The 21947-nt window shown below is 36.8% G+C and carries 18 protein-coding genes, 2 tRNA genes and 3 rRNA genes; 8 read left to right on the top strand and 15 right to left on the bottom strand.

From position 1 onward, the window contains the following. Positions 1–78: 78 nt before the first annotated feature. From LPC21_RS06220 to LPC21_RS06195, 6 genes are read right to left on the bottom strand one after another with little or no spacing between them, the layout of a single operon-like run. Positions 79–447, bottom strand: coding sequence for a hypothetical protein (locus LPC21_RS06220; RefSeq protein WP_229316303.1), 369 nt, complete (start codon positions 445–447; stop codon positions 79–81). Between the two features lie 55 nt (positions 448–502). After that, on the bottom strand, positions 503–2047 hold the full coding sequence (locus LPC21_RS06215; RefSeq protein ID WP_229316302.1) for an alpha-amylase family glycosyl hydrolase: 1545 nt from the start codon (positions 2045–2047) through the stop codon (positions 503–505). A 3-nt stretch (positions 2048–2050) separates the two neighbouring features. Next, a complete protein-coding gene (locus LPC21_RS06210; RefSeq protein ID WP_229316301.1) occupies positions 2051–3982 on the bottom strand; it encodes a beta-L-arabinofuranosidase domain-containing protein in 1932 nt (643 codons plus the stop codon). After that, positions 3970–5331, bottom strand: a complete 1362-nt coding sequence (locus LPC21_RS06205) for a sugar porter family MFS transporter (RefSeq protein WP_229316300.1) — start codon at positions 5329–5331, stop codon at positions 3970–3972. Before LPC21_RS06205 ends, LPC21_RS06210 begins: the two co-directional genes overlap by 13 nt. Continuing rightward, positions 5318–6166: a sugar phosphate isomerase/epimerase gene (locus tag LPC21_RS06200; RefSeq protein WP_229316299.1), complete on the bottom strand. Its 849-nt coding sequence runs from the start codon at positions 6164–6166 to the stop codon at positions 5318–5320. The genes LPC21_RS06205 and LPC21_RS06200 overlap by 14 nt, the downstream gene beginning before the upstream one ends. Beyond that, positions 6156–6815 carry a phytanoyl-CoA dioxygenase family protein gene (locus LPC21_RS06195; protein WP_229316298.1) on the bottom strand — a complete coding sequence of 220 codons (660 nt, stop codon included), beginning with the start codon at positions 6813–6815 and terminating at the stop codon, positions 6156–6158. Before LPC21_RS06195 ends, LPC21_RS06200 begins: the two co-directional genes overlap by 11 nt. 307 nt (positions 6816–7122) lie before the next feature. On the opposite strand from LPC21_RS06195, the gene LPC21_RS06190 reads away from it, so the two are divergent. Next, the gene (locus LPC21_RS06190) at positions 7123–7977 is read left to right on the top strand and encodes an AraC family transcriptional regulator (RefSeq protein ID WP_229316297.1); all 855 of its coding nucleotides are present in this window, start codon (positions 7123–7125) and stop codon (positions 7975–7977) included. A gap of 126 nt (positions 7978–8103) precedes the next feature. Here the strand turns inward: LPC21_RS06190 and rrf are convergent. From rrf to LPC21_RS06160, 6 genes are all read right to left on the bottom strand, one after another. Further along, a 5S ribosomal RNA gene (gene rrf, locus LPC21_RS06185) occupies positions 8104–8213 on the bottom strand. Positions 8214–8375: 162 nt separating this feature from the next. Further along, positions 8376–11255: ribosomal RNA gene (locus tag LPC21_RS06180) — 23S ribosomal RNA — on the bottom strand. 134 nt (positions 11256–11389) lie between these two features. Continuing rightward, positions 11390–11463: transfer RNA gene (locus LPC21_RS06175), tRNA-Ala, on the bottom strand. A gap of 103 nt (positions 11464–11566) precedes the next feature. After that, positions 11567–11640: transfer RNA gene (locus tag LPC21_RS06170), tRNA-Ile, on the bottom strand. 129 nt (positions 11641–11769) lie between these two features. Continuing rightward, positions 11770–13283 (bottom strand): 16S ribosomal RNA (locus tag LPC21_RS06165). Together the 16S, 23S and 5S rRNA genes with 2 tRNA genes alongside form the textbook arrangement of a ribosomal RNA operon. Before the next feature lie 750 nt (positions 13284–14033). Further along, the gene (locus LPC21_RS06160; protein ID WP_229316296.1) at positions 14034–15158 is read right to left on the bottom strand and encodes a cysteine desulfurase family protein; all 1125 of its coding nucleotides are present in this window, start codon (positions 15156–15158) and stop codon (positions 14034–14036) included. A 94-nt stretch (positions 15159–15252) separates the two neighbouring features. Between LPC21_RS06160 and LPC21_RS06155 the strand changes: the two genes are divergently transcribed. Next, positions 15253–16215: a hypothetical protein gene (locus LPC21_RS06155; protein WP_229316295.1), complete on the top strand. Its 963-nt coding sequence runs from the start codon at positions 15253–15255 to the stop codon at positions 16213–16215. 100 nt (positions 16216–16315) lie between these two features. Here LPC21_RS06155 and LPC21_RS06150 read toward each other — a convergent pair whose 3' ends face one another. Together LPC21_RS06150 and LPC21_RS06145 are read right to left on the bottom strand one after the other, a co-directional pair. Beyond that, on the bottom strand, positions 16316–16867 hold the full coding sequence (locus LPC21_RS06150; protein WP_229316294.1) for a Smr/MutS family protein: 552 nt from the start codon (positions 16865–16867) through the stop codon (positions 16316–16318). Then, complete coding sequence (locus LPC21_RS06145; RefSeq protein ID WP_229316293.1) at positions 16857–17045, bottom strand: hypothetical protein; 189 nt, start codon at positions 17043–17045, stop codon at positions 16857–16859. The genes LPC21_RS06150 and LPC21_RS06145 overlap by 11 nt, the downstream gene beginning before the upstream one ends. A gap of 119 nt (positions 17046–17164) precedes the next feature. Here LPC21_RS06145 and LPC21_RS06140 point away from each other — a divergent pair, with 119 nt between their 5' ends. Further along, positions 17165–17428, top strand: a complete 264-nt coding sequence (locus LPC21_RS06140; protein WP_229316292.1) for a DUF2752 domain-containing protein — start codon at positions 17165–17167, stop codon at positions 17426–17428. Here the strand turns inward: LPC21_RS06140 and LPC21_RS06135 are convergent, their stop codons facing one another. Then, positions 17429–18694, bottom strand: coding sequence for an NRAMP family divalent metal transporter (locus tag LPC21_RS06135; protein ID WP_229316291.1), 1266 nt, complete (start codon positions 18692–18694; stop codon positions 17429–17431). It abuts the gene before it with no gap. 162 nt (positions 18695–18856) lie between these two features. Between LPC21_RS06135 and epsC the strand changes: the two genes are divergently transcribed. The 5 genes from epsC (at position 18857) to LPC21_RS06110 (ending at position 21944) form a co-directional block, all read left to right on the top strand. Next, the gene (gene epsC / locus LPC21_RS06130) at positions 18857–19648 is read left to right on the top strand and encodes a serine O-acetyltransferase EpsC (protein WP_229316290.1); all 792 of its coding nucleotides are present in this window, start codon (positions 18857–18859) and stop codon (positions 19646–19648) included. A 1-nt stretch (position 19649) separates the two neighbouring features. After that, on the top strand, positions 19650–20537 hold the full coding sequence (cysM, locus tag LPC21_RS06125) for a cysteine synthase CysM (RefSeq protein ID WP_229316289.1): 888 nt from the start codon (positions 19650–19652) through the stop codon (positions 20535–20537). Between the two features lie 25 nt (positions 20538–20562). Then, a complete protein-coding gene (locus LPC21_RS06120) occupies positions 20563–21246 on the top strand; it encodes an SGNH/GDSL hydrolase family protein (protein WP_229316288.1) in 684 nt (227 codons plus the stop codon). 136 nt (positions 21247–21382) lie between these two features. Then, positions 21383–21655, top strand: coding sequence for a heavy-metal-associated domain-containing protein (locus tag LPC21_RS06115; protein ID WP_229316287.1), 273 nt, complete (start codon positions 21383–21385; stop codon positions 21653–21655). A 10-nt stretch (positions 21656–21665) separates the two neighbouring features. Next, a complete protein-coding gene (locus LPC21_RS06110; protein ID WP_229316286.1) occupies positions 21666–21944 on the top strand; it encodes a rhodanese-like domain-containing protein in 279 nt (92 codons plus the stop codon). Positions 21945–21947: the final 3 nt, after the last annotated feature.

Below are 21947 nucleotides of genomic sequence, written 5' to 3'. Positions count from 1 at the left end.
CTAATAAAAAAATCCTCAATTAATAATTGAGGATTTTTTTGTGACAATATTTTTATTTAGTAACACTTCTCCTGGAAACTACTTAATGTTTTTATCATTTGAAACCAAAACGAAAATACTATACGAATGAAGTAGGGCAATAATTAAATTACTTATTAAAATTGGATTATATATTGTACCTACCATTATTGGACTTAATACTTTATAAATTACTTGAACGGTTAATAGAGCCAATACTAACTTAGCATCAAATTTGTATAGCAATACACAAGACAAGATAAGAATTGCCAAATAAATTGCAAGAAGTATTCCTCTTGCTGGCGATTCAATTCCGTACGATTCTATAGCCCAATTACTATTCAAAAGCAATCCTGAACTTACCGGAATTAAAACCAATATATTTAGCAGAAGTGATAGTTTTGGAAATAATAGTTTTTTAGAAGTCATAATCTATATTTTCTAAGATATAATTAAAAGCAGTCCCAATTTACAAAATTAATCTTTATTCAATCTTCCAAATCGAAATTTGAAATGGCTGCATTACATTCGTTTTCTGTAATTGCTGTTTTGGGTTTAATATATCTATTGTCGAATTTTTAAAATCAGAATATACAAACTCTTGAATTGAAGCCGATAAATTTACAGCAACCAAAATAGTATTATTTTCCTCTTTTCTATAAAAACTAAATACAGAATCTGCATTATTTTGAACATTTTCATAGCGCCCTTTGGCTAAGGCAATATTACTTTGTTTAATACTTATTATTTTTTTGTAGAAATTAAATAACGAATTCGGTTCTTTCATTTGCTCCTCCAAAGAAATACCATCATTGGATTTTTGATTTTTATTTGTCCACCAATCACCTGTGTTTTTATACCAAAAAGCCATTCCTTTACCTTCTCCAGATTGGTACCAATCAAACGCTTCACGTCGTCCAATATCATTTCCGTCCGTGTTGCTGTACGAATTAGCTTTTCCTTGCATTCCAATTTCTTGTCCATAATAAATCGAAGGAATACCACCTATAAGTAGCATTAAAGCTGCTGCTACTTTTTGTTTCTTAAAATTAGGTTCCACAGAAGCAAATCGATCCAAATCGTGGTTTTCAATAAATAGCAATTGATCTTTTCCTTTTGGGGTTTTAGTAAGGAGTATATCGGCATTTTGGACAAGTTGTTGTTTGTCAAAAGAAAGGATAGCTTGCTTCAATCCAAAACCAAACATTCTATCAACTGTTGCTTTTTCGAAATAATCAAAACCATAGTCGTTCCAATCTGCTTGTTCCGCAACAATATTAATTTTCGGATTTACTTTTTTGATCTCCGCAATTAAAGGTTTCCAAAACTCAGTAAAAAGATTCGTTAAAGTGGGTTTGCCATCCAAATGATCCATTGCATGATCCAATCTAAATCCGTCCACACCATCATCAAACTTACCGTCCTTGTTGGGATCCATAAAGAAAGAAAACAGTCGAATATTGTAGTCTAAAACTTTAGGACTTTTAAGATTTACAGTAGTTACTTTTATTGTTGAACCATCAAAACTTTTTAATTCACGTAAATCAAAAACCATTGTTGCTGGTATTTTGTGCTCAGCATCATCAAACAATAAATAATCACTGTATTCAGATTTAAGGTTCCCAACGGCATCTTTCCACCAAACATGTTTAGCGGTTACATATTGCGATTCCATATCCATATAGATTTTCATTCCTCTTTTATGAATATCTTTTACCAATTCGAGATATTCTTGCATAGTTCCGAATTCAGGATCTATTTTCTCAAAATCATTTGCAAAATAGTTGTGATAGCAATCGGCTTCATATAGTGGCAAAAGCATAATTGAAGTAACACCCAAATCTTGAAGATAATCTAGTTTTTGACGTAGTCCGTTCAGATCGCCATTCAAATCCCCATTGCTATCATAAAAACTACGTTGACAAACGTGGTAAATTACTTCGCCTTTGGCTGTTTGAGTATTCTTATTTTGTGCCCAAATTAAAGATGTAGGGGCTAGTAAAAGTGCTAGTAATAGGTATTTTTTCATTGTTTATTTTTTAAAACTTAGTTGTCGTAAAATTGTTTTACCAAATGGAATAAGTGTAATATTTTCTATTTGATTGGTAGTTGTATTTTTGGCTTTGATCGTAATTTGACCATTATTTAATTTGGCTTGATTATCATTAATAAACTGATAGCGAATCTTGTTTTTTGGTTTATAAGTTAAATCAGAGAAATTAGCGAAATACGATTTGCCTTTTAATTCAACTGATTCAATTGGTTTAGCATAAAATAAAGCGCCATAGCTAAAATATTTTTCTTTATTAGCATCTTCTTTGACTTGAATATCAGTTTCAAATTCAATTTGAATTTGATCCTCTTTAGCAAATTTTCTATCAATAATTACCAACCCATTTTCAATTGTGTAGTTTTCTTTTGTTGCAATTGCTTTTGCCCATGATGGTTTTCTAATCTTGATTTTAAAAATAGCATTTTCAGGATTTGAAATTTTGAAAACCAATTTATTTTGGTATGGATATTCAGTAATGGTTTCAATTTTAACCGATTGATTTTGGATTTTTGTCTCCAATACATTAGGCATTAAAAGCATATTTACCAAAACATTTTCTTCTTCCTTCATCCACGCTTTTTCTAAGAAATAAGGTGTAATTCTACCCGCATTAGGATTACAACAAACAGCAGCATCCTGATGTGCAGGCGAATACTTATATCTAGTTTGTTTCCGATTCGGCTCAACTTCACCATTTTTAGTTCCTTCCATTTCATATGAATTATCTGTTTTTAAATAAGCAATAACAGAATGATTTGGGTTTCTAGATCCCTGAGCTGCATTATAGAAAATAGTTTCAATGGCTTCTGCTGTTTTTGGATCTCCTTGTTTTTGCAACAAAACAGAATAGCTATCCAATAATTCATGCAAAGAGCAGTATTCATAACCGGTAGTAGTCGCATCCGCATTTCTTTCTGCTATCCATTCATCACCTATAGCACCACCCGTTAAGGTTGTAGCTTTTTCAATACGTTGAATGTAAATTTGCAATGCTTTTTGTAATTCAATATTATTTGATGCATAAGCCGCCACAATTAAAGGTCTTAAATGTTCATAGGTATGAACTCCATGCGATTGTAATTTATAAGTTGGATTAAAGATATTCGGTAATTGAACATCTTTTTCAGATTGATACGTTTTACTGAAATCCAAAAATAAAAAAAGAGCATAATCCGTATATTTTGTATCACCCGTTATCTGGTACATTTTATCTAAGACATCCGTAAAAGTCAATCCATGAGACACACCTCCATTAAATTGATTACCAGAAAAATAAGGACTAGATGTTCCAATTGGATAATTAGTAATTACATCATCAACCGCTTTTAATAATGCATTCCAAACGCTTACATCTTTAGTAAATTCGTAATACGCTAACAATCCACGATACATCGTTGCTTTAGACCAAAGTTCACCATTTTCTGAATTAAATTTATAGCGTAATTCTTGATCATAAATACCAATGTAACCATCTTCATCTTGCGATTGCAATACTTCTTGAATATGTTTGTCTACTTTTTTTAGCCCTTCTTTATCATTTAAAAGCAAAACATTTCTGATGTACCCATCCCACCAGTTTGATTGGGTTTCACTGTTCCACCATTTGTACTGTTCAGATCCCTCAGTGTCTCCCTCTTTGTTATTTCCTAAATCTTTAACTGCACTGTTTTTATGAAGCCTTGCTGAACTATAAATAGGATCATTAATCAAATCGGGTACAATGCGATCTAAATTTCCGACAAATCCTGCAACATCTTTTTGCATTTGTGTTTTGATCCATCCAGTAGGCTTTACAGAACCGAAAGGCAACAATTGATACTTTTCATGTTGATGTTGGGCATTCAATACAAGAGTAAATAATCCAACAATAAGTACGGTAATCCAGTTTTTATTTTTCGTTATATTTTCCATAATTCATTGATTTCTTCAAGTGATTTATTTTTTGTTTCCGGGATGTATTTATAGATAAAGTAAATTGAAAACAAGCAGATTATTGAAAACAAGTAAAATGGGAAAGCTCCATTAAAGTGATCTTTCAACCATTGATTTTCGACTAAGCTTGGAAAGACTTGAGTTACAACAAAATTTGCAACCCATTGAATAAATACACTTATAGCAAGAGCTAAACTTCTAATTTTATTTGGAAAAATTTCTGATAATAATACCCATACTATAGGTCCCCAAGATATACTAAAGGCGCCCATAAATAGTAGTAAGAATGGCAATACCCAATTTCCAACAGCGTTATAATATATGAATAGACCAACAGATGCTAGAGCAATTGTCATTGCAATTGAACCGATGTACAACAAGGGTTTTCTGCCCATTTTATCTACTAATCGAATTGCTAATAAAGTAAAAATTAAATTCACAACACCAAGAATACTCGTTTCTAAAAGCGAAACATCGGTAGAACTTCCTAAACTTTTAAAGATTTCTGGAGCATAATACAATATCGCATTAATCCCTGTTAACTGCTGCAAAACTGAAAGCCCAATACCTACAAAAAGTACCTTTTTATAAATTGGGTTACTTAAATTTTTCCACTGGTTTTTATCCACTTGGTGTAATGAACTTTGAATTTCAGATTGAACTTGAGCCGCCTCTTCTTTTGTATTTAATTGTTGAAGAACAGCAATCGCTTTATTTGTTGCGCCTTTTTGGAACAACCATCTAGGACTTTCCGGAATGAGAAAAATAAAAATTAGAAATAAAAGGGAAGGAATAATTTCAGAGCCAAACATCCAACGCCATCCGATGTTTAAATTCCAAATAGCATCACCTTGCAATGCTATAAAGTAATTTACAAAATACACTACTACAATACCAATAACAATAGCTAATTGATAATTTCCTACCAATGCACCGCGTCTTTTTGGTGGTGCAATTTCAGCGATGTACATAGGAACTACCATTGAAGCAATACCAACACCAATACCTCCAACTATACGAAATAATACAAACATGGTGAATGAAGTGGGAAATGCTGTTCCTATAGAATTTAAAATAAAAAGTATGGCAGTAATGACCATAGTTACTTTTCTACCAAATTTGTCACTTAAAAAATCAGAGAAAAAAGCTCCAATTAAACAGCCAACTAATGCACTTGAAATTGCCCAACCTGTTTCAACAGGAGACAAATGAAAAAATTCAGTTAAATTACCAATGGCACCAGAAATTACAGCTGTATCATAGCCAAACAACAAACCACCTAGTGCAGCGCTTAAAGCGATAAATGTTATTTTTTTAGAGTTGTTCATTTTGTAAAAGATTTAGTTGTAAATATTGCATCATACGTATGTTGTTATCCCATTGATTAGATAAAGGTTCTTTTGAGAATGGTTTTTCAGGCATATATGGATACGGTCCACATTCTGGAGTAATGAACATTTCAGTTAATCCCTTCTTCTCTTGTATCGAAATAATTTGCTTCCACCATAATAGATAACGTTCCAGATAACTATTCCATTCTGGTGCAAAGGGATCGTTAACTTGAGGACTTTGTTCAAATCCTATTCGAGCATGAATATGTTTAATCTTTGGAAATATTTTAGTTAAAATCGTTTCTTGATCTTCAAGATTACTTTCGGAAACAACGCCAAAATGAGAAAGATCTCCTACTAATTTAAGATTGGGGAATAAGTCCAAATAATTAAGTAAGGTTTTCGCATGAAATGAAAATCGACCTCTATGAGTTTCATGTAAAATAGGAATATCTGAGGATTTAGAAATTTGATTGGTTAGTTCCAATATTTTTGAATTTTCACCAAAATCGAAATAATCTTTTCCTGTATGAGAATTTATAGCATTGGGACCTAATGAAACTAAAAACTGTAACCTGTCGTATACTCGTTGAACATAAGATTCGTATGTTTCTATTCTGTTAGGTTGCACTTGTTGTGCAACAAAAATAAATTTAGGGTGGTTTGATTTTCTAATTGTTTGCAACTCTGATAAAAACTCTTCAATAAAAGAGGCATCATCCGGAAAATTGATTTCTACTCCGTCATATCCATTCTTTATAACCAAATCCAAAAAAGATTTAGCTGAAAGATGTTCACATCCCCAATATGTGCATAAATACTTAATATTCATACAAAACAGGATTAATAGGAGAATTAATAATTTCACCAATAGAAGCACCTGGACACCAAGTATTCCAATCATGTATCTGATTTTTATTTTCAGGATTTTTTAATTTCATGTCTTTATCCATATAAATAACAGTCATTACTTTACGCATTTGATTAGTCACATTGGCACCAGCACGATGGAAAACCCACCCAGAATGAAAGCTAATTTCGCCTACATCAAAAGGCTCAATAACATGTTTAAAATCTGTAACACGTAATTTCTTTTGGATTAATTCCTCGCTTTCATCACCAATTTCTAATTCGCGTCCTTCAACAATAGTATGACTACCTGCGCTAAATTCTAAGGGGCCCATTTCTAATGGAGTCGCTTGTAAGGGAATCCAAGCTGTAACTGTTTTATCTGTTTCTAAGGGCCAATAATATTGATCGGCATGCCATGGCGTAATTCCACCACCTCCTTCTTTAAACAAAGCTTGATCATGATACAATCGAACCCCATCTACCTCCATTAAATCGGAAGCGATTTTTGCAATACGCTTACTAAAAACTAATGATTTAACAATGTCATTTTCTATCCATAAATTAAATAATTGTAAAAAAGCTTTTCCATATGTTGTCCGTTCTTCAAGAGCTTTATCTTCTTGATTCATTATATTAACTTGATCAGTAATTGCTTCATTAAAGAACAACAAAGTCTCCAGGTTAAGAACTTCTTTTAATTTTATATAGCGAAACTTTTGATAGAAAAGAATTTGTTCTTGAGTTAACTCATAAGGTTGAGTAAGAAACTCGGTGATAGAATTTGGTAGCGAAGTCATAATATAGTATAAATAAATGTTTAACCTTTCAAAAATAAAATTTGAATCGAAGGTAAAAGCAACTTATTTTTTCAGAATGTAACACTATATTGAATATTTATATACTTTAGTAAGAAAATATATAAAATATAAGGTTATTATGAAGCCCGTTCTAGAAAACATTAGTAATTATCTTCAAGATTCAAGCTTCTATGCTTATTCCTATACAACTACATCTTTTGATTTTAAATGGCATTTTCACCCAGAATACGAACTTACTTTCATAGTTAAAGGTAATGGTCATCGTCTTATTGGAAATAGTCACCAAGAATTTTCAGATAATGATTTTGTTTTAATCGGACCCAATATCCCGCATACATGGGTTGGAAAAACAAAAGGTAAAAAAGTATTTGAAGCAATCGTTATCCAATTCACATCAGAATTAGTAGAAAAAATTCTTGGGTTTAAAGAGTCAAAGCAAATGAATGCCTTATTTGAATCATCCAATTATGGAATAGCATTTAACGAAGACCAACCAAATGAAATAAAAAACATATTATACGATATAATAAATGAAAAAGGAATTGATAAAGTATTAAAATTAATAAGTCTTCTAAATAAACTAACCCACAGTAAATCATCTACGATTTCAACAACTTTATATAAGTATCAGATTAACAAAAAAATTGAAACAAGAATAAACAAGGTTTGTCTTTATCTTGAAAATAACTTTTCAAAAAAAATAACCCTAAAAGAAATAGCTGACTTAGTGTATATGTCAGAGAGTAACTTTTGTAAATTTTTTAAAAAATCAACAGGAAATACATTTTCAGATTACTTGAATGAGTTAAGAATAAATGAAGTATGTAAACTTTTAATCCATTCAGATGAAACCATCAAAAACATAGCCTATAATTGTGGCTTTGAATCTTTAAGTTATTTTAATAGAGTATTTGCAATTAAAAAATCTACTACCCCATCCAAATATAAAACACATCACTCCAATAAGTATTAAAACAAAAAACCCCGTTTGGTTAGAAACAGGGTTTTTAAAAGAAAGCGACGAACCGAGCCCTTTAGGGCGAACACGTCGATCCATTAAAAAAAATGAGCCTTGTCTATAAAGACAAGGCTCAATAAAGAAAGGCGACGACATACTCTCCCACATAACTGCAGTACCATCTGCGCAGGCGGGCTTAACTACTCTGTTCGGGATGGGAAGAGGTGAGCCCCGCCGCAATAACCACCTTAAGGTTGTTAGTGATTAGTTAGTAGTGATTAGTAATTAGTCTTACACTAATTACTAGTTACTGTTCACTAGTCACTGCTCGCGTCGAGCAAATATCTTAACATACTGAGATAAAGAAAAAAATTAAGAAAGTTTCTCCCTGCCCCTTGCGGGGCAGGAAAAGCGTACATAAGCTTACGGGTTATTAGTACTACTCGACTATGACATTACTGCCTTTACATCTATAGCCTATCAACGTGGTCATCTTCCACGACCCTTAAAAGAAATCTCATCTTGTGGTGGGTTTCGCGCTTATATGCTTTCAGCGCTTATCCCTTCCAAACGTAGCTACTCTGCGGTGCCCCTGGCGGGACAACAGATACACTAGAGGTTTGTCCAATTCGGTCCTCTCGTACTAGAATCAGATCCACTCAAATTTCTAACGCCCACAGTAGATAGAGACCGAACTGTCTCACGACGTTCTGAACCCAGCTCGCGTGCCACTTTAATGGGCGAACAGCCCAACCCTTGGGACCTTCTCCAGCCCCAGGATGTGACGAGCCGACATCGAGGTGCCAAACCCCCCCGTCGATATGAGCTCTTGGGGGAGATCAGCCTGTTATCCCCGGCGTACCTTTTATCCTTTGAGCGATGGCCCTTCCATGCGGAACCACCGGATCACTATGCTCTACTTTCGTACCTGATCGACCTGTATGTCTCTCAGTCAAGCTCCCTTATGCCATTGCACTCTACGCACGGTTACCAAGCGTACTGAGGGAACCTTTAGAAGCCTCCGTTACTCTTTTGGAGGCGACCACCCCAGTCAAACTACCCACCAAGCAATGTCCCCCGCATAGCGGGGTTAGGCCTCAGATAAACAAAGGGTTGTATTTCAACAATGACTCCACAACGCCTGGCGACGCCACTTCATAGTCTCCAACCTATCCTACACATCATTTATCCAAGGTCAATACTAAGCTATAGTAAAGGTGCACAGGGTCTTTTCGTCCCACTGCGGGTAAACGGCATCTTCACCGTTACTACAATTTCACCGAGCTCATGGCTGAGACAGTGTCCAGATCGTTACACCATTCGTGCAGGTCGGAACTTACCCGACAAGGAATTTCGCTACCTTAGGACCGTTATAGTTACGGCCGCCGTTTACTGGGGCTTCAATTCAATGCTTCTCCGAAGATAACATCTCCTCTTAACCTTCCAGCACCGGGCAGGTGTCAGGCCCTATACTTCATCTTACGATTTTGCAGAGCCCTGTGTTTTTGATAAACAGTCGCCTGGACCTCTTCACTGCGGCCAGCTTGCGCTGGCGACCTTTCTCCCGAAGTTACAGGTCTATTTTGCCTAATTCCTTAGCCATGAATCTCTCGAGCACCTTAGGATTCTCTCCTCGACTACCTGTGTCGGTTTGCGGTACGGGTACTTATTACCTGAAGTTTAGAGGTTTTTCTTGGAAGCCCTTAGGCGCACTATCTCTTTGACCGAAGTCTCCGAGTACTATCGTATTTCCCCAAGAAGCGTGGATTTGCCTGCGCTTCTTATAGGTAGGTACTTCAACGAACTATTCCGTCAGTTCGCGGCGCTTTCATCACTCCGTCACCCCATCACAGTAATAAGTAGTACGGGAATATTAACCCGTTGGCCATCGACTGTCCCTTTCGGGTTCGCCTTAGGTCCCGACTAACCCACAGCTGATTAGCATAGCTGTGGAAACCTTAGTCTTTCGGTGTGCGGGTTTCTCGCCCGCATTATCGTTACTTATGCCTACATTTTCTTTTCTAACCAGTCCAGCATACCTTACGATACACCTTCTACCCTGTTAGAATGCTCCCCTACCACTTGTATATAATACAAATCCATAGCTTCGGTACTATACTTATGCCCGATTATTATCCATGCTCGTCCGCTCGACTAGTGAGCTGTTACGCACTCTTTAAATGAATGGCTGCTTCCAAGCCAACATCCTAGCTGTCTGGGCAGACAAACCTCGTTCTTTCAACTTAGTATAGATTTGGGGACCTTAGCTGATGGTCTGGGTTCTTTCCCTCTCGGACTTGGACCTTAGCACCCAAGCCCTCACTGCTGGTAAACATTATATAGCATTCGGAGTTTGTCAGGAATTGGTAGGCGGTGAAGCCCCCGCATCCAATCAGTAGCTCTACCTCTATATAACTTAAATCCAGCGCTGCACCTAAATGCATTTCGGGGAGTACGAGCTATTTCCGAGTTTGATTGGCCTTTCACCCCTACCCACAGGTCATCCGAAGACTTTTCAACGTCAACCGGTTCGGTCCTCCACTGTGTGTTACCACAGCTTCAACCTGCCCATGGGTAGATCACACGGTTTCGCGTCTAACACTACTGACTAAAGCGCCCTATTCAGACTCGCTTTCGCTACGGATCCGTGACTTAACCACTTATCCTTGCCAGCAACGTTAACTCGTAGGCTCATTATGCAAAAGGCACGCCGTCACCCCACTAAAGGGCTCCGACCGCTTGTAAGCGTATGGTTTCAGGATCTATTTCACTCCGTTATTCACGGTTCTTTTCACCTTTCCCTCACGGTACTGGTTCACTATCGGTCTCTCAGGAGTATTTAGCCTTAGCGGATGGTCCCGCCAAATTCAGACAGGGTTTCACGTGCCCCGCCCTACTCAGGATACCACTATCCTTTACACTCATTACCTATACGGGACTATCACCCTCTTTGGTCCTACTTTCCAGTAGATTCTAGTTCTTTGTGCAAGAAATGTCGTGGTCCTACAACCCCAACATTGCCGTAACAACATTGGTTTGGGCTAATCCGCGTTCGCTCGCCACTACTTACGGAATCACTTTTGTTTTCTTCTCCTCCGCCTACTTAGATGTTTCAGTTCAGCGGGTTTGCCCACCTATCGGTGTACTATGTCTTCAACATAGTGGGTTGCCCCATTCAGGTATTTACGGATCGTATCGTGTGTGCCAATCCCCGTAACTTTTCGCAGCTTATCACGCCTTTCATCGCCTCTGAGAGCCTAGGCATCCCCCATACGCCCTTATTTTGCTTATTGTACCAACATATTACTTAAAATATGCCGTTTCTTTTACTTGTCTAATGATAAACAAGTAAAAATGTTTTCTACTTTATTATTTTCTTATCTCAATATGTCAATGAACGTGTGTGCTAAATCTAATTAGCATCTTGTGGAGAATAACGGAGTCGAACCGTTGACCTCCTGCGTGCAAGGCAGGCGCTCTAGCCAGCTGAGCTAATCCCCCGTGTTTTAGTTGTCAGTTATCAGTCGTCTGTTGACAGTATAATGATAAAGACAACATCCATCGGATGACTCAACTTCTAAAATTTCCATAAGCTAAAAAATAGTAGTCCCGCCCAGACTCGAACTGGGGACCCCTACATTATCAGTGTAGTACTCTAACCAGCTGAGCTACGAGACTCTGTTTTTTACTTATTTGTATTATTTGAACTAACAGCAAGAGTAATATTATCATGAAATTCAATCCCATGTCGATCTATCGTCTTCTTTCTTGAAAGTGTTACCAAAATAACTAACATTCAAGCTCTAGAAAGGAGGTGTTCCAGCCGCACCTTCCGGTACGGCTACCTTGTTACGACTTAGCCCTAGTTACCAGTTTTACCCTAGGCAGCTCCTTGCGGTCACCGACTTCAGGCACCCCCAGCTTCCATGGCTTGACGGGCGGTGTGTACAAGGCCCGGGAACGTATTCACCGGATCATGGCTGATATCCGATTACTAGCGATTCCAGCTTCACGGAGTCGAGTTGCAGACTCCGATCCGAACTGTGACCGGTTTTGTAGATTCGCTCCTGGTCACCCAGTGGCTGCTCTCTGTACCGGCCATTGTAGCACGTGTGTAGCCCAAGGCGTAAGGGCCGTGATGATTTGACGTCATCCCCACCTTCCTCACAGTTTACACTGGCAGTCTTGTTAGAGTTCCCGACTTGACTCGCTGGCAACTAACAACAGGGGTTGCGCTCGTTATAGGACTTAACCTGACACCTCACGGCACGAGCTGACGACAACCATGCAGCACCTTGTAATTTGTCTTGCGAAAGATCTGTTTCCAAATCGGTCAAACTACATTTAAGCCTTGGTAAGGTTCCTCGCGTATCATCGAATTAAACCACATGCTCCACCGCTTGTGCGGGCCCCCGTCAATTCCTTTGAGTTTCATTCTTGCGAACGTACTCCCCAGGTGGGATACTTATCACTTTCGCTTAGCCACTGAGATTGCTCCCAACAGCTAGTATCCATCGTTTACGGCGTGGACTACCAGGGTATCTAATCCTGTTCGCTACCCACGCTTTCGTCCATCAGCGTCAATCCATTAGTAGTAACCTGCCTTCGCAATTGGTATTCCATGTAATCTCTAAGCATTTCACCGCTACACTACATATTCTAGTTACTTCCTAATAATTCAAGTTTAACAGTATCAATGGCCGTTCCACCGTTGAGCGATGGGCTTTCACCACTGACTTATTAAACCGCCTACGGACCCTTTAAACCCAATGATTCCGGATAACGCTTGGATCCTCCGTATTACCGCGGCTGCTGGCACGGAGTTAGCCGATCCTTATTCTTACAGTACCGTCAAGCTCCCTCACGAGGGAGTGTTTCTTCCTGTACAAAAGCAGTTTACAATCCATAGGACCGTCATCCTGCACGCGGCATGGCTGGATCAGGCTTGCGCCCATTGTCCAATATTCCTCACTGCTGCCTCCCGTAGGAGTCTGGTCCGTGTCTCAGTACCAGTGTGGGGGATCTCCCTCTCAGGACCCCTACCCATCGTCGCCATGGTAAGCCGTTACCTTACCATCTAGCTAATGGGACGCATGCTCATCTTTTACCGTTGGAACTTTAATGTGAAAACCATGCGATTCTCACATACTATGAGGTATTAATCCAAATTTCTCTGGGCTATCCCTCTGTAAAAGGTAGATTGCATACGCGTTACGCACCCGTGCGCCGGTCTCTAGCTCCGAAGAACTATACCCCTCGACTTGCATGTGTTAAGCCTGCCGCTAGCGTTCATCCTGAGCCAGGATCAAACTCTTCATCGTATATTATGCGAAGCAAATAAATTTGCTTCTATTTATTATGACAATGATCTAATGGTCTTTTTCGAATCTTACGATTCTATTACTCTTTAATTTGTTTTGAGATCTCTCTCAAAACGGCTGTCAATTCAATATGTCTAGGAACGTGTCTAACTTGTTTGTTGCGCTTATCTCTCAAAGCGGGTGCAAAAGTACAACTTCTTTTTTATCTCGCAAGTCTATTTGAAAATTTTTTAGAAAAAATACTTTCTTTTTTAACTCACTCAACTTACTTAAGAACTTGGCTCCTTTTGGGGAGGGCAAAGATAATTACTTTTTTATCTCTAGCAAATTTTTTACAAGTAAAATTTCTTTTATCTCCTTTTGTTTGCTTTTCAATATCTATGTAAGAACCTCGCCTTTATTGCGGGTGCAAAAGTACAACCTAAATCCACTCTGGCAAGTATTTTTTGAGTTTATTTTACAGCTTTTTCTTAACTGGCTGATTCCCCGTTTTGTAAATACCAAAGTTTTTTGTCAATTGGGAATTGTAAAGGTTGAATTAGAAGGTTCAAACAACGAAAATTCGATAAAGAATGTTGAATGTTGAACTTTGATAGAGATGTTTTAATCACAAACCGCGTTAGGGATAGAAGCGAAAAGCCCACAGCGCAGCGAGGACTTGTAGCAATAGCCCGACCTAGTTTGCGAGGCCACGAGGCAAACAGGGAACGCTCAGGTAATTAGTCGTAACGAATGGCTTTGACAGAAAAACTAGACAGAAGCTAACACCTCAAGTAGATAATCAATCTCTTCCTTCGTATTATAATGACTGAAAGAAATACGCAAGCTTGGCTGCACCAACTCTTCAGGTGAAAGGATTTCAGCTAAAACGTGGGACGGATTACTACTCCCAGATTGACAGGCACTACCGCGAGAAACCGCAATCCCTTTCATATCAAGGTGAAATAACAACATTCCGGTTTTGTCGGCCGAAAGCGGTAAAACAACATTAATTATATTGTAGAAATTATTTTTGGAACCAATTATTTTGGAATTGGGAAATCGTTGCGCTAATTGACTGACGCAGTATTCTTTTAGTTCTGAAATATAAGCTCTTTCTGAATCTAATTCAGCATAAGCTACTTCTAAGGCTTTTGCCATTCCGGCGATTTGGTAGACCGACTCGGTACCGCCGCGCATTCCTTTTTCTTGTTCGCCACCTAAGAGCAACGGTTGAAGACCGGAATTTTTTCGAATAAAAGCAAATCCAATTCCTTTGGGACCATGAAATTTATGAGCACTAGCTGAAATAAAATCAATTGGCAACGCTTTTAAATCTATTTCTGTTTTTCCAATGGATTGAACCGTATCCGAATGAAATAGCGCATTGCGTTCTTTGCAAATAGTAGCTATTCGCTCTAAGTCCAACACCACTCCAACTTCGTTATTGACATGCATTAGACTTACTAATGTTTTACTATTTTGAGAAAGCAATTCAACCAAATGCGTCACATCAATATTTCCATCTGATTTTATATTCACAAAATCAACCTGAATACCGAATTCCTTTTGCAACGCCAATGCTGGGTACAAAACTGCATGATGTTCAATTTTAGTTGTTATAATTCGTTTTACACCTAGGTCTCGAACCGCAGAACGCAGAATCCAGTTATTCGCTTCGGTACCAGAAGAAGTGAAAAATATTTCAGAACCCACCACATTCAACTGCTTGGCGATTGATTTACGAGAAAGTTCCAAAACACTTTTGGCATTACGCCCAAAACTATGAGTTGAGGAAGGATTTCCATAATCTTCAGTCATTAACCGAGTAATTTCTTGAATGACTTCTGGACGAATTGCAGTGGTTGATGCGTTATCTAAATATACTTTCTTCATAGAAAGCAAATTTATAAAATATCTTCACAAATACTCTAATACACTAAATTAATTATTGTTTTTTTTGACTATTTTTGAGCCAAAATTGAGAATAATGAAAAAAGGTTTTTACTTACTATTACTAACTGTATTGTTTATAAATTGTAGCGATGGCGATTTGTCTCAAGAAGTAATTAGTTTTGATTCGGTTAGTACACAAAGCTGTAGTAACAACGGCATAATTTACAAGATAAAAGAGCAAGAAGCCTTACTAATTCAAATCCCTACTTCAACTTTCACAGACGAACCCTCCGCTGTTGGTAATCCAACAATTATTGATATAAATACCACTAATCGGGTTGTATATCGTTTTTACAATGGAGCCATTTCGAGCAGTATGTTTTGCGAAACTATTCCTCCTTCATCACCTTCAGTAAGTGACGAATGGATTGCAACTGCAGGTAAAATCCAAATTACCACCACCGCAATTAAGACCACCAATACAACAAACGGACAAACTTCAATTACCGGCTACAATCACAATATTGTATTTAAAAACATCACTTTTGCAAAACAAAATGGAACTCAAGTATACGAGACTTTTGCATTTGGCGACTACAGTCGTACCATTACCCCTGTAGCTTTAGGATTTGACGGGACTTTAGAACAATGTTCAACATCCAAACAAATTTACAATTACAATAGTAGCGAATCAGTTACCCTAGATAATATCAGTACCGATTTGATCAAAAACCAAATCACTCCACTTAACAGTCCAAGAACCGCATTAATTGGGACAACTTCCAACAAATTAGTATATCGTTCATTTACTAACGGCATTGTAACGCCTAGTTACTTTTGCAACACTATCATACCAACTGTCCCAACAATTAATCAAGAATGGATTGCCGAAGCTGGTGTAGCCAATGTAAAAGGTATAATTGAAGTTACCACCACTAACGTGCTCAACACCTATACTCATCGTATCGTTTTAAAGAAAGTGACTTTAACAAAAGGAAACAACAATTTTACACTTGGTGACAGTTATATTCTAGGGGATTTAATTACGACAAATTAAGCTGTTTATCCTCTCTACTAAATGATAAAAAAATGTCCGTATTTTCGATTGAAATACGGACATTTTATTTGAATACAATAGTCTTTAGAACGACTGATTTTTATTTGTTATTTTGCTTAATATATACTTCAGTTGCACCTAAACCATATTTTTGATAATTGGCATCTTGGAATGAAATATTTTCATATCGGCCAAATAAAAAATCCAACTCCGCTTTTAAAACCCCTTCACCAACTCCATGGATAAAAACGATTTTTGGAATCCGATTTCGGATGGCAAAATCAAGATGTCTCTTAGCTGTTTCTGATTGCAAAGTTAAGATGTCATAATTAGACATTCCTCTTTTGTTTGGAACTAATTTTTCAATGTGTAAATCGAATTCAGGCACACCAACTTCGCGTTTTTCTCTGCGCTCTTTCACGAAACTTCTGGGTTTTGGAATCTCTTTTTCTTTTTTTATTTCTCCTGAATTAAAACTTTTGATAGAATCCATTAAGTTACTGGAATCGTTTACTTTAATCAATTCGTTGACATTAAATGTCATCACAAATCCGTCCGTAGATTCTATTGTAACCTGCTCTCCATTAACAGATAATACTTGTCCGTTGACCGCCTCATCTAAAACAGAAACCTCATCTCCTTTACTCAGCATTTTCTTGATTTTTATCTTGATTTTTACTTGGCGTTTTTGCACTCAAACGCATCATTCCGTACATAAAAATTGCTACTGCCCCTACTGTAATATAAACATTACTAGTCGTTTTTTGCTGCTCATAAAAAGCAATCAAAAAAGCGACAAGCATCATCGGAATCATAATTTTTTTCATCATTCTAAATTTGGTTTTTCAAAAGTAAACAATTTAAAATAGAAGCAAATTTAATCTCAAAAAGGTTTGAAATTTTTTCGTAAAATTGTAAAAACAAAACTGCCTTGAATTTAGAAAAATACATGTTTCCCTGCATCAGTAAAACACTATTCGGAATAGAGTGTTTAGGATGTGGTTTTCAACGTGCTTTTGCATTCCTTTTGGAAGGTAATTTTGAAGCAGCATTTGACATGTATCCTGCTATTTATACCTCTCTTATTTTACTTTTCTTTATTGGTCTTCACTTTGTAGATTCGAAACGAAATTATAAAAAAACACTAACTGTATTCATAACCCTTAATGGAATCATAATGATTGGCGGATATTATTACAAACACTTTTTATAATTAATTCGAATCAATAAATTGCAAGTAAAGCAATACCAATGAAGCTAATGACATTATAATTAAAGCCATAAATCCAAAGATATTTGCCTTTAGAGTATTGGTATAGTCTCCCATAATACTTTTATTATTACTGATATGAAGAATAATTGCAATTAAAACCGGGGCAGTCATACCATATAGAATAGCAGTATAAATTAATGCTTTAATTGGTGATATTCCTATATAATTTAAAGATAAGCCTAGTACTAGCGAAATAGCAATCACCACGTAAAATGCTTTAGCCTCATGGAATTTTTTATCCAATCCTTGTTCCCACCCAAAAGTTTCAGTAATAATGTAAGACAATGCACCACTCAAAACTGGAATAGCTAATAATCCGGTTCCAATAACTCCAATAGCAAACAGCAAATAGGCCAAATTACCGGCTAATGGTTTCAGAGCAATAGCCGCCTGTTCGACAGTATCTATTTGATGAACGCCTCCATTATACAAAACGGTTCCAGTAGTAAGTATGATAAAATACATCACTAATCCTGAAAAAGTCATTCCAAAATCAACATCTTGTTTCATCTCGTTGATAATTCTTTTATTCACCACCAGATGATTTTTATGTTTCATCTCTTCAACTTCCATGGTTGCTTGCCAAAAGAAAAGATAAGGAGAAATCGTAGTGCCCAATATCCCAACAAGAATTGCAACAAATTCTTTATTGAATTCTAAAGTAGGTATAAAGGTTTTCTTGGCTATTAATCCCCAATCTTGATCATACATAAACGGCACAATTAAATAGACTAAAAGCACTATACAGAGGTATTTTAAAGTGGCTGCAATTTTTAAATAGGGCAAATAAATAATCAAAACCAACAAAAGCATGGTAAAAAAAACACTAAAAAATGTCGCATCTATGGATGGAAATAATAAATTCCCAACAGCTCCCATTCCGGCTATATCAGCACCAATATTCATGACAATTGCCGGGAAACTAAATAACAACATCAAATACAAAACGGGTCTAGGATAATGTTTTTTCAAAGCCCCCGTTAAGCCCAAAGAAGTTACCAAACCTATTTTAGCACACATTTGCTGAATAGCGGCCATCAGAGGGAAAGCCAAAAGCCCAGTCCATAAAGTTGACAAACCAAAAGCAGCTCCTGCCTGAGAATAGGTGGCTATTCCCGATGGATCATCGTCACTAGCGCCGGTTATTAAACCGGGCCCAAGCAGCTTCCAAAAATGTTTTAGTTTAGTACTTATATTCCTTTTCATAATGTTTTACAATCTTTAAATTCGAATGTACAAATAAAAATAACAGAAATGAAACTCTTTGTTTTATCTCTCCATTAAGTCGACAAATGACAAAAAACATTCGTACTAAATCTAAAAAACACCTACTTTTACAGCTTATTTAACCGAATCAATTTTACAATCGTGACTAAAAATCAGATTATCCAAAATATCAATTTGTTGAAAAGTGATTTTTCAACCAATTACAGTATCAAAACAAAGACAGAAACCTTTACAGAAAAACTTTTCTACACCTTGTTTGACGGGAGTGCTCCATTGGATAAAAGCATTGACGAACTGGAACTGCTTTTTAAAGAAATTTCAGCAATAGCTTGCAAAAAACCTTCTGATTTGTGCGATTCGATATGGAATAAATTCCTTGCTGCTTTACCTTCTGTTTTAGAAAAATTAAATCAAGATGCTGCTTACATTTTAGAAAACGATCCCGCTTCGAATAGTTTAGAAGAAGTGTATTTGGCCTATCCGGGATTCTATGCGATTGCGATTTACCGCTTGAGCCACGAATTGTATTTGCTAGATTTACTTTTGTTTTCTCGTTTAATGAGCGAATATGCGCATCGAATTACCGGAACTGATATTCATGCTGGAGCTGAAATAGCTTCGCCCTTTTTTGTAGATCACGCCACAGGCATTGTAATAGGAGAAACTACTGTGATTGAAAAAAATGTAAAAATTTATCAAGGAGTAACTCTTGGAGCGCTTAGCATCACCAAAGAGATGAAAAATTCAAAAAGACATCCAACTGTCGAAGAAGAGGTTTGCATTTATGCCAATGCCACTATTTTAGGCGGAAATACTATTATTGGAAAAGGAAGTGTTGTAGGAGGAAACTCATGGGTAACTAAATCTATTCCTGCCAATTCGATCGTTACCAATACCACTACTACAGAAGTAAAAGTTAAAGAAAAAAAATAGCATGGAACCCAAAAAATTAATAGAACTAATTGGCAACACCCCTCTAGTAATTAGCCGTAATTTAATTCAAAACCCGAATGTTCAATTACTACTAAAATTAGAAGGAAATAATCCGGGAGGAAGTGTTAAAGATCGTGCTGCTTATAATATGATCGCTTCGGCGGTAGAACGAGGGGAAATCAAAAAAGGCGATACACTCATTGAAGCTACCAGTGGCAACACCGGAATTGCCTTAGCAATGATTGCACAATTATTTGATATAAAAATCGAATTGGTTTTACCTGAAGACTCTACCAAAGAACGTACTCAAACCATGTTGGCTTATGGTGCAAAAGTTACTCAAACTCCGGCCAGCACAGGTATCATTGGTTCTCGAGATTATGTCAATAAAAAAATGGAAGAAGGGGGCTATGTCATGCTCAATCAGTTTGCCAATGAGGACAACTGGAAAGCTCATTATAAAACCACAGGTCCGGAAATTTGGAGAGATACTAATGAAACTATTACCCATTTTGTTGCAACTATGGGAACTACAGGGACAATCATGGGTACCTCTACCTATTTAAAAGAACAAAATAAAAATATTCAAATCATTGGAGTACAACCCACTGATGGATCACAAATTCCCGGGATTCGAAAATGGCCACAAGAGTACTTACCTAAAATATTTGATGCCTCAAAGGTGGATGTAGTGATGGAAGTAAGCGAACAAGAAGCGAGAGAAATGACCCAACGTTTAGCTAAAGAGGAAGGAATCTTCGCCGGAATGAGTAGTGGCGGATCTGTAGCTACAGCAATTAAAGTTGCCAATCAATTGGAATCCGGAGTGGTAGTTGCTATTATTTGTGATCGTGGAGATCGTTATTTATCTTCTGATTTATTTGACTAACTTTCAACCTCAAAAAGTTAGAAATATGAAAAAGTCGATCATTTATTTACTACTTATCTTTATTGGTATGTCTGAAACATCATTTGCTCAAGATTGGGCTAATTTAGCAAAATACGAAACCGAAAACAGCCAACTACCACCTAAACAATCTGGTAAAAAAAGAATTGTATTAATGGGTGATTCCATTACGGAGTTTTGGTCACAAATTCAGCCCGATTTTTTTACAAATACATCCTATATCAACAGAGGAATTAGTGGTCAAACCACACCCCAAATGTTGATTCGATTTAGACCTGATGTGCTAAATTTACATCCCGATGTAGTCTTAATTTTAGCCGGGGTAAATGACATTGCAGGCAATACCGGACCTACTACCCTTGCGAAAATTTTTGGTAATATTCAATCTATGGTTGAATTGGCAAAAGCCAATAAAATTAAAGTAATTCTTTGTTCCGTTTTACCTGCCAATAATTTTTATTGGCGACCGAACGATCAAGCTGCCGAAAACATTTTTCAATTGAATCAAATGATTCAAACGTATGCAAAACAACAACATATCCCTTATGTTAATTATCATTCTGCGATGGCTGACGCCCAAAAAGGTTTGCCAAAAGAATTTTCTGAAGACGGTGTACATCCCAATTTAAAAGGGTATCAAACCATGCAACCCTTGCTGGAAAAAGCAGTTCAAGATATCTTGTCAAAATAATCTGAATTTATTTCCCAACACAAAAGTTAATATTCAATAAAATCCTGTTTTTTTATTTAAAATAGCCTTGTGTAACAAAAGTTACTAATGCAGACTTGCTATTGATCTAAATTTGCCTCAATAAATAATATTCATCATGAAAACAGAGGAAATAAAAATCGCAAATCTTAAATGTGGAGGTTGTGCTACCACAATAAAAAAAGAACTATTAGAGTTGATTGGAGTTGATGAAGTTAAAGTAGACAAAGACAACGATTCAGTATCCGTAACTTACTCGGAAGAAATACGGGAGACTATTTTACACCGTTTGCACCAACTTGGTTATCCAGAAGCTACCGAAAAAAATGGATTGCTTTTACAACTAAAAAGTTACTCTAGTTGTATGATTGGCAAAATCAATAATTTATAAAATTCATTACATGACTTTAGAAAACATCATCAAAGAAAAAAAAGGTACGATAGTCGACGTACGTTCTCACGAAGAATTTATGGGTGGGCATGTGGCAGGCTCTATCAATATTCCACTGCAAACAATTCCAGAACGAGTTGAAGAATTAAAAGATTTACATTCACCATTAATTCTATGCTGTGCTTCTGGGAATAGAAGTGGGCAAGCGCAACATTACCTTTCACAACAAGGATTGGATTGTTACAATGGAGGTTCCTGGCTAGATGTTAACTACTATCAATCAAAATAAAAA

It is taken from the genome of Flavobacterium ammoniigenes (genome assembly GCF_020886055.1).
In the GTDB taxonomy this organism is placed as follows: domain Bacteria; phylum Bacteroidota; class Bacteroidia; order Flavobacteriales; family Flavobacteriaceae; genus Flavobacterium; species Flavobacterium ammoniigenes.
The sequence above is the reverse complement of the archived record's forward strand: the minus strand, read 5'-3'. Positions and strand labels throughout refer to the sequence as shown.

Bases quoted from the DNA above. Each gene is read 5' to 3' on its own strand.
- LPC21_RS06110 (WP_229316286.1), top strand. From the start codon at position 21,666: ATGACTTTAGAAAACATCATCAAAGAAAAAAAAGGTACGATAGTCGAC.
- LPC21_RS06120 (WP_229316288.1), top strand. From the start codon at position 20,563: ATGAAAAAGTCGATCATTTATTTACTACTTATCTTTATTGGTATGTCT.
- LPC21_RS06210 (WP_229316301.1), bottom strand. From the start codon at position 3,982: ATGGAAAATATAACGAAAAATAAAAACTGGATTACCGTACTTATTGTT.
- LPC21_RS06135 (WP_229316291.1), bottom strand. From the start codon at position 18,694: ATGAAAAGGAATATAAGTACTAAACTAAAACATTTTTGGAAGCTGCTT.
- LPC21_RS06140 (WP_229316292.1), top strand. From the start codon at position 17,165: ATGTTTCCCTGCATCAGTAAAACACTATTCGGAATAGAGTGTTTAGGA.
- LPC21_RS06190 (WP_229316297.1), top strand. From the start codon at position 7,123: ATGAAGCCCGTTCTAGAAAACATTAGTAATTATCTTCAAGATTCAAGC.
- LPC21_RS06205 (WP_229316300.1), bottom strand. From the start codon at position 5,331: ATGAACAACTCTAAAAAAATAACATTTATCGCTTTAAGCGCTGCACTA.
- LPC21_RS06155 (WP_229316295.1), top strand. From the start codon at position 15,253: ATGAAAAAAGGTTTTTACTTACTATTACTAACTGTATTGTTTATAAAT.
- LPC21_RS06145 (WP_229316293.1), bottom strand. From the start codon at position 17,045: ATGATGAAAAAAATTATGATTCCGATGATGCTTGTCGCTTTTTTGATT.
- LPC21_RS06200 (WP_229316299.1), bottom strand. From the start codon at position 6,166: ATGAATATTAAGTATTTATGCACATATTGGGGATGTGAACATCTTTCA.
- cysM (WP_229316289.1), top strand. From the start codon at position 19,650: ATGGAACCCAAAAAATTAATAGAACTAATTGGCAACACCCCTCTAGTA.
- LPC21_RS06150 (WP_229316294.1), bottom strand. From the start codon at position 16,867: ATGCTGAGTAAAGGAGATGAGGTTTCTGTTTTAGATGAGGCGGTCAAC.
- LPC21_RS06215 (WP_229316302.1), bottom strand. From the start codon at position 2,047: ATGAAAAAATACCTATTACTAGCACTTTTACTAGCCCCTACATCTTTA.
- LPC21_RS06220 (WP_229316303.1), bottom strand. From the start codon at position 447: ATGACTTCTAAAAAACTATTATTTCCAAAACTATCACTTCTGCTAAAT.
- LPC21_RS06160 (WP_229316296.1), bottom strand. From the start codon at position 15,158: ATGAAGAAAGTATATTTAGATAACGCATCAACCACTGCAATTCGTCCA.
- LPC21_RS06115 (WP_229316287.1), top strand. From the start codon at position 21,383: ATGAAAACAGAGGAAATAAAAATCGCAAATCTTAAATGTGGAGGTTGT.
- LPC21_RS06195 (WP_229316298.1), bottom strand. From the start codon at position 6,815: ATGAATCAAGAAGATAAAGCTCTTGAAGAACGGACAACATATGGAAAA.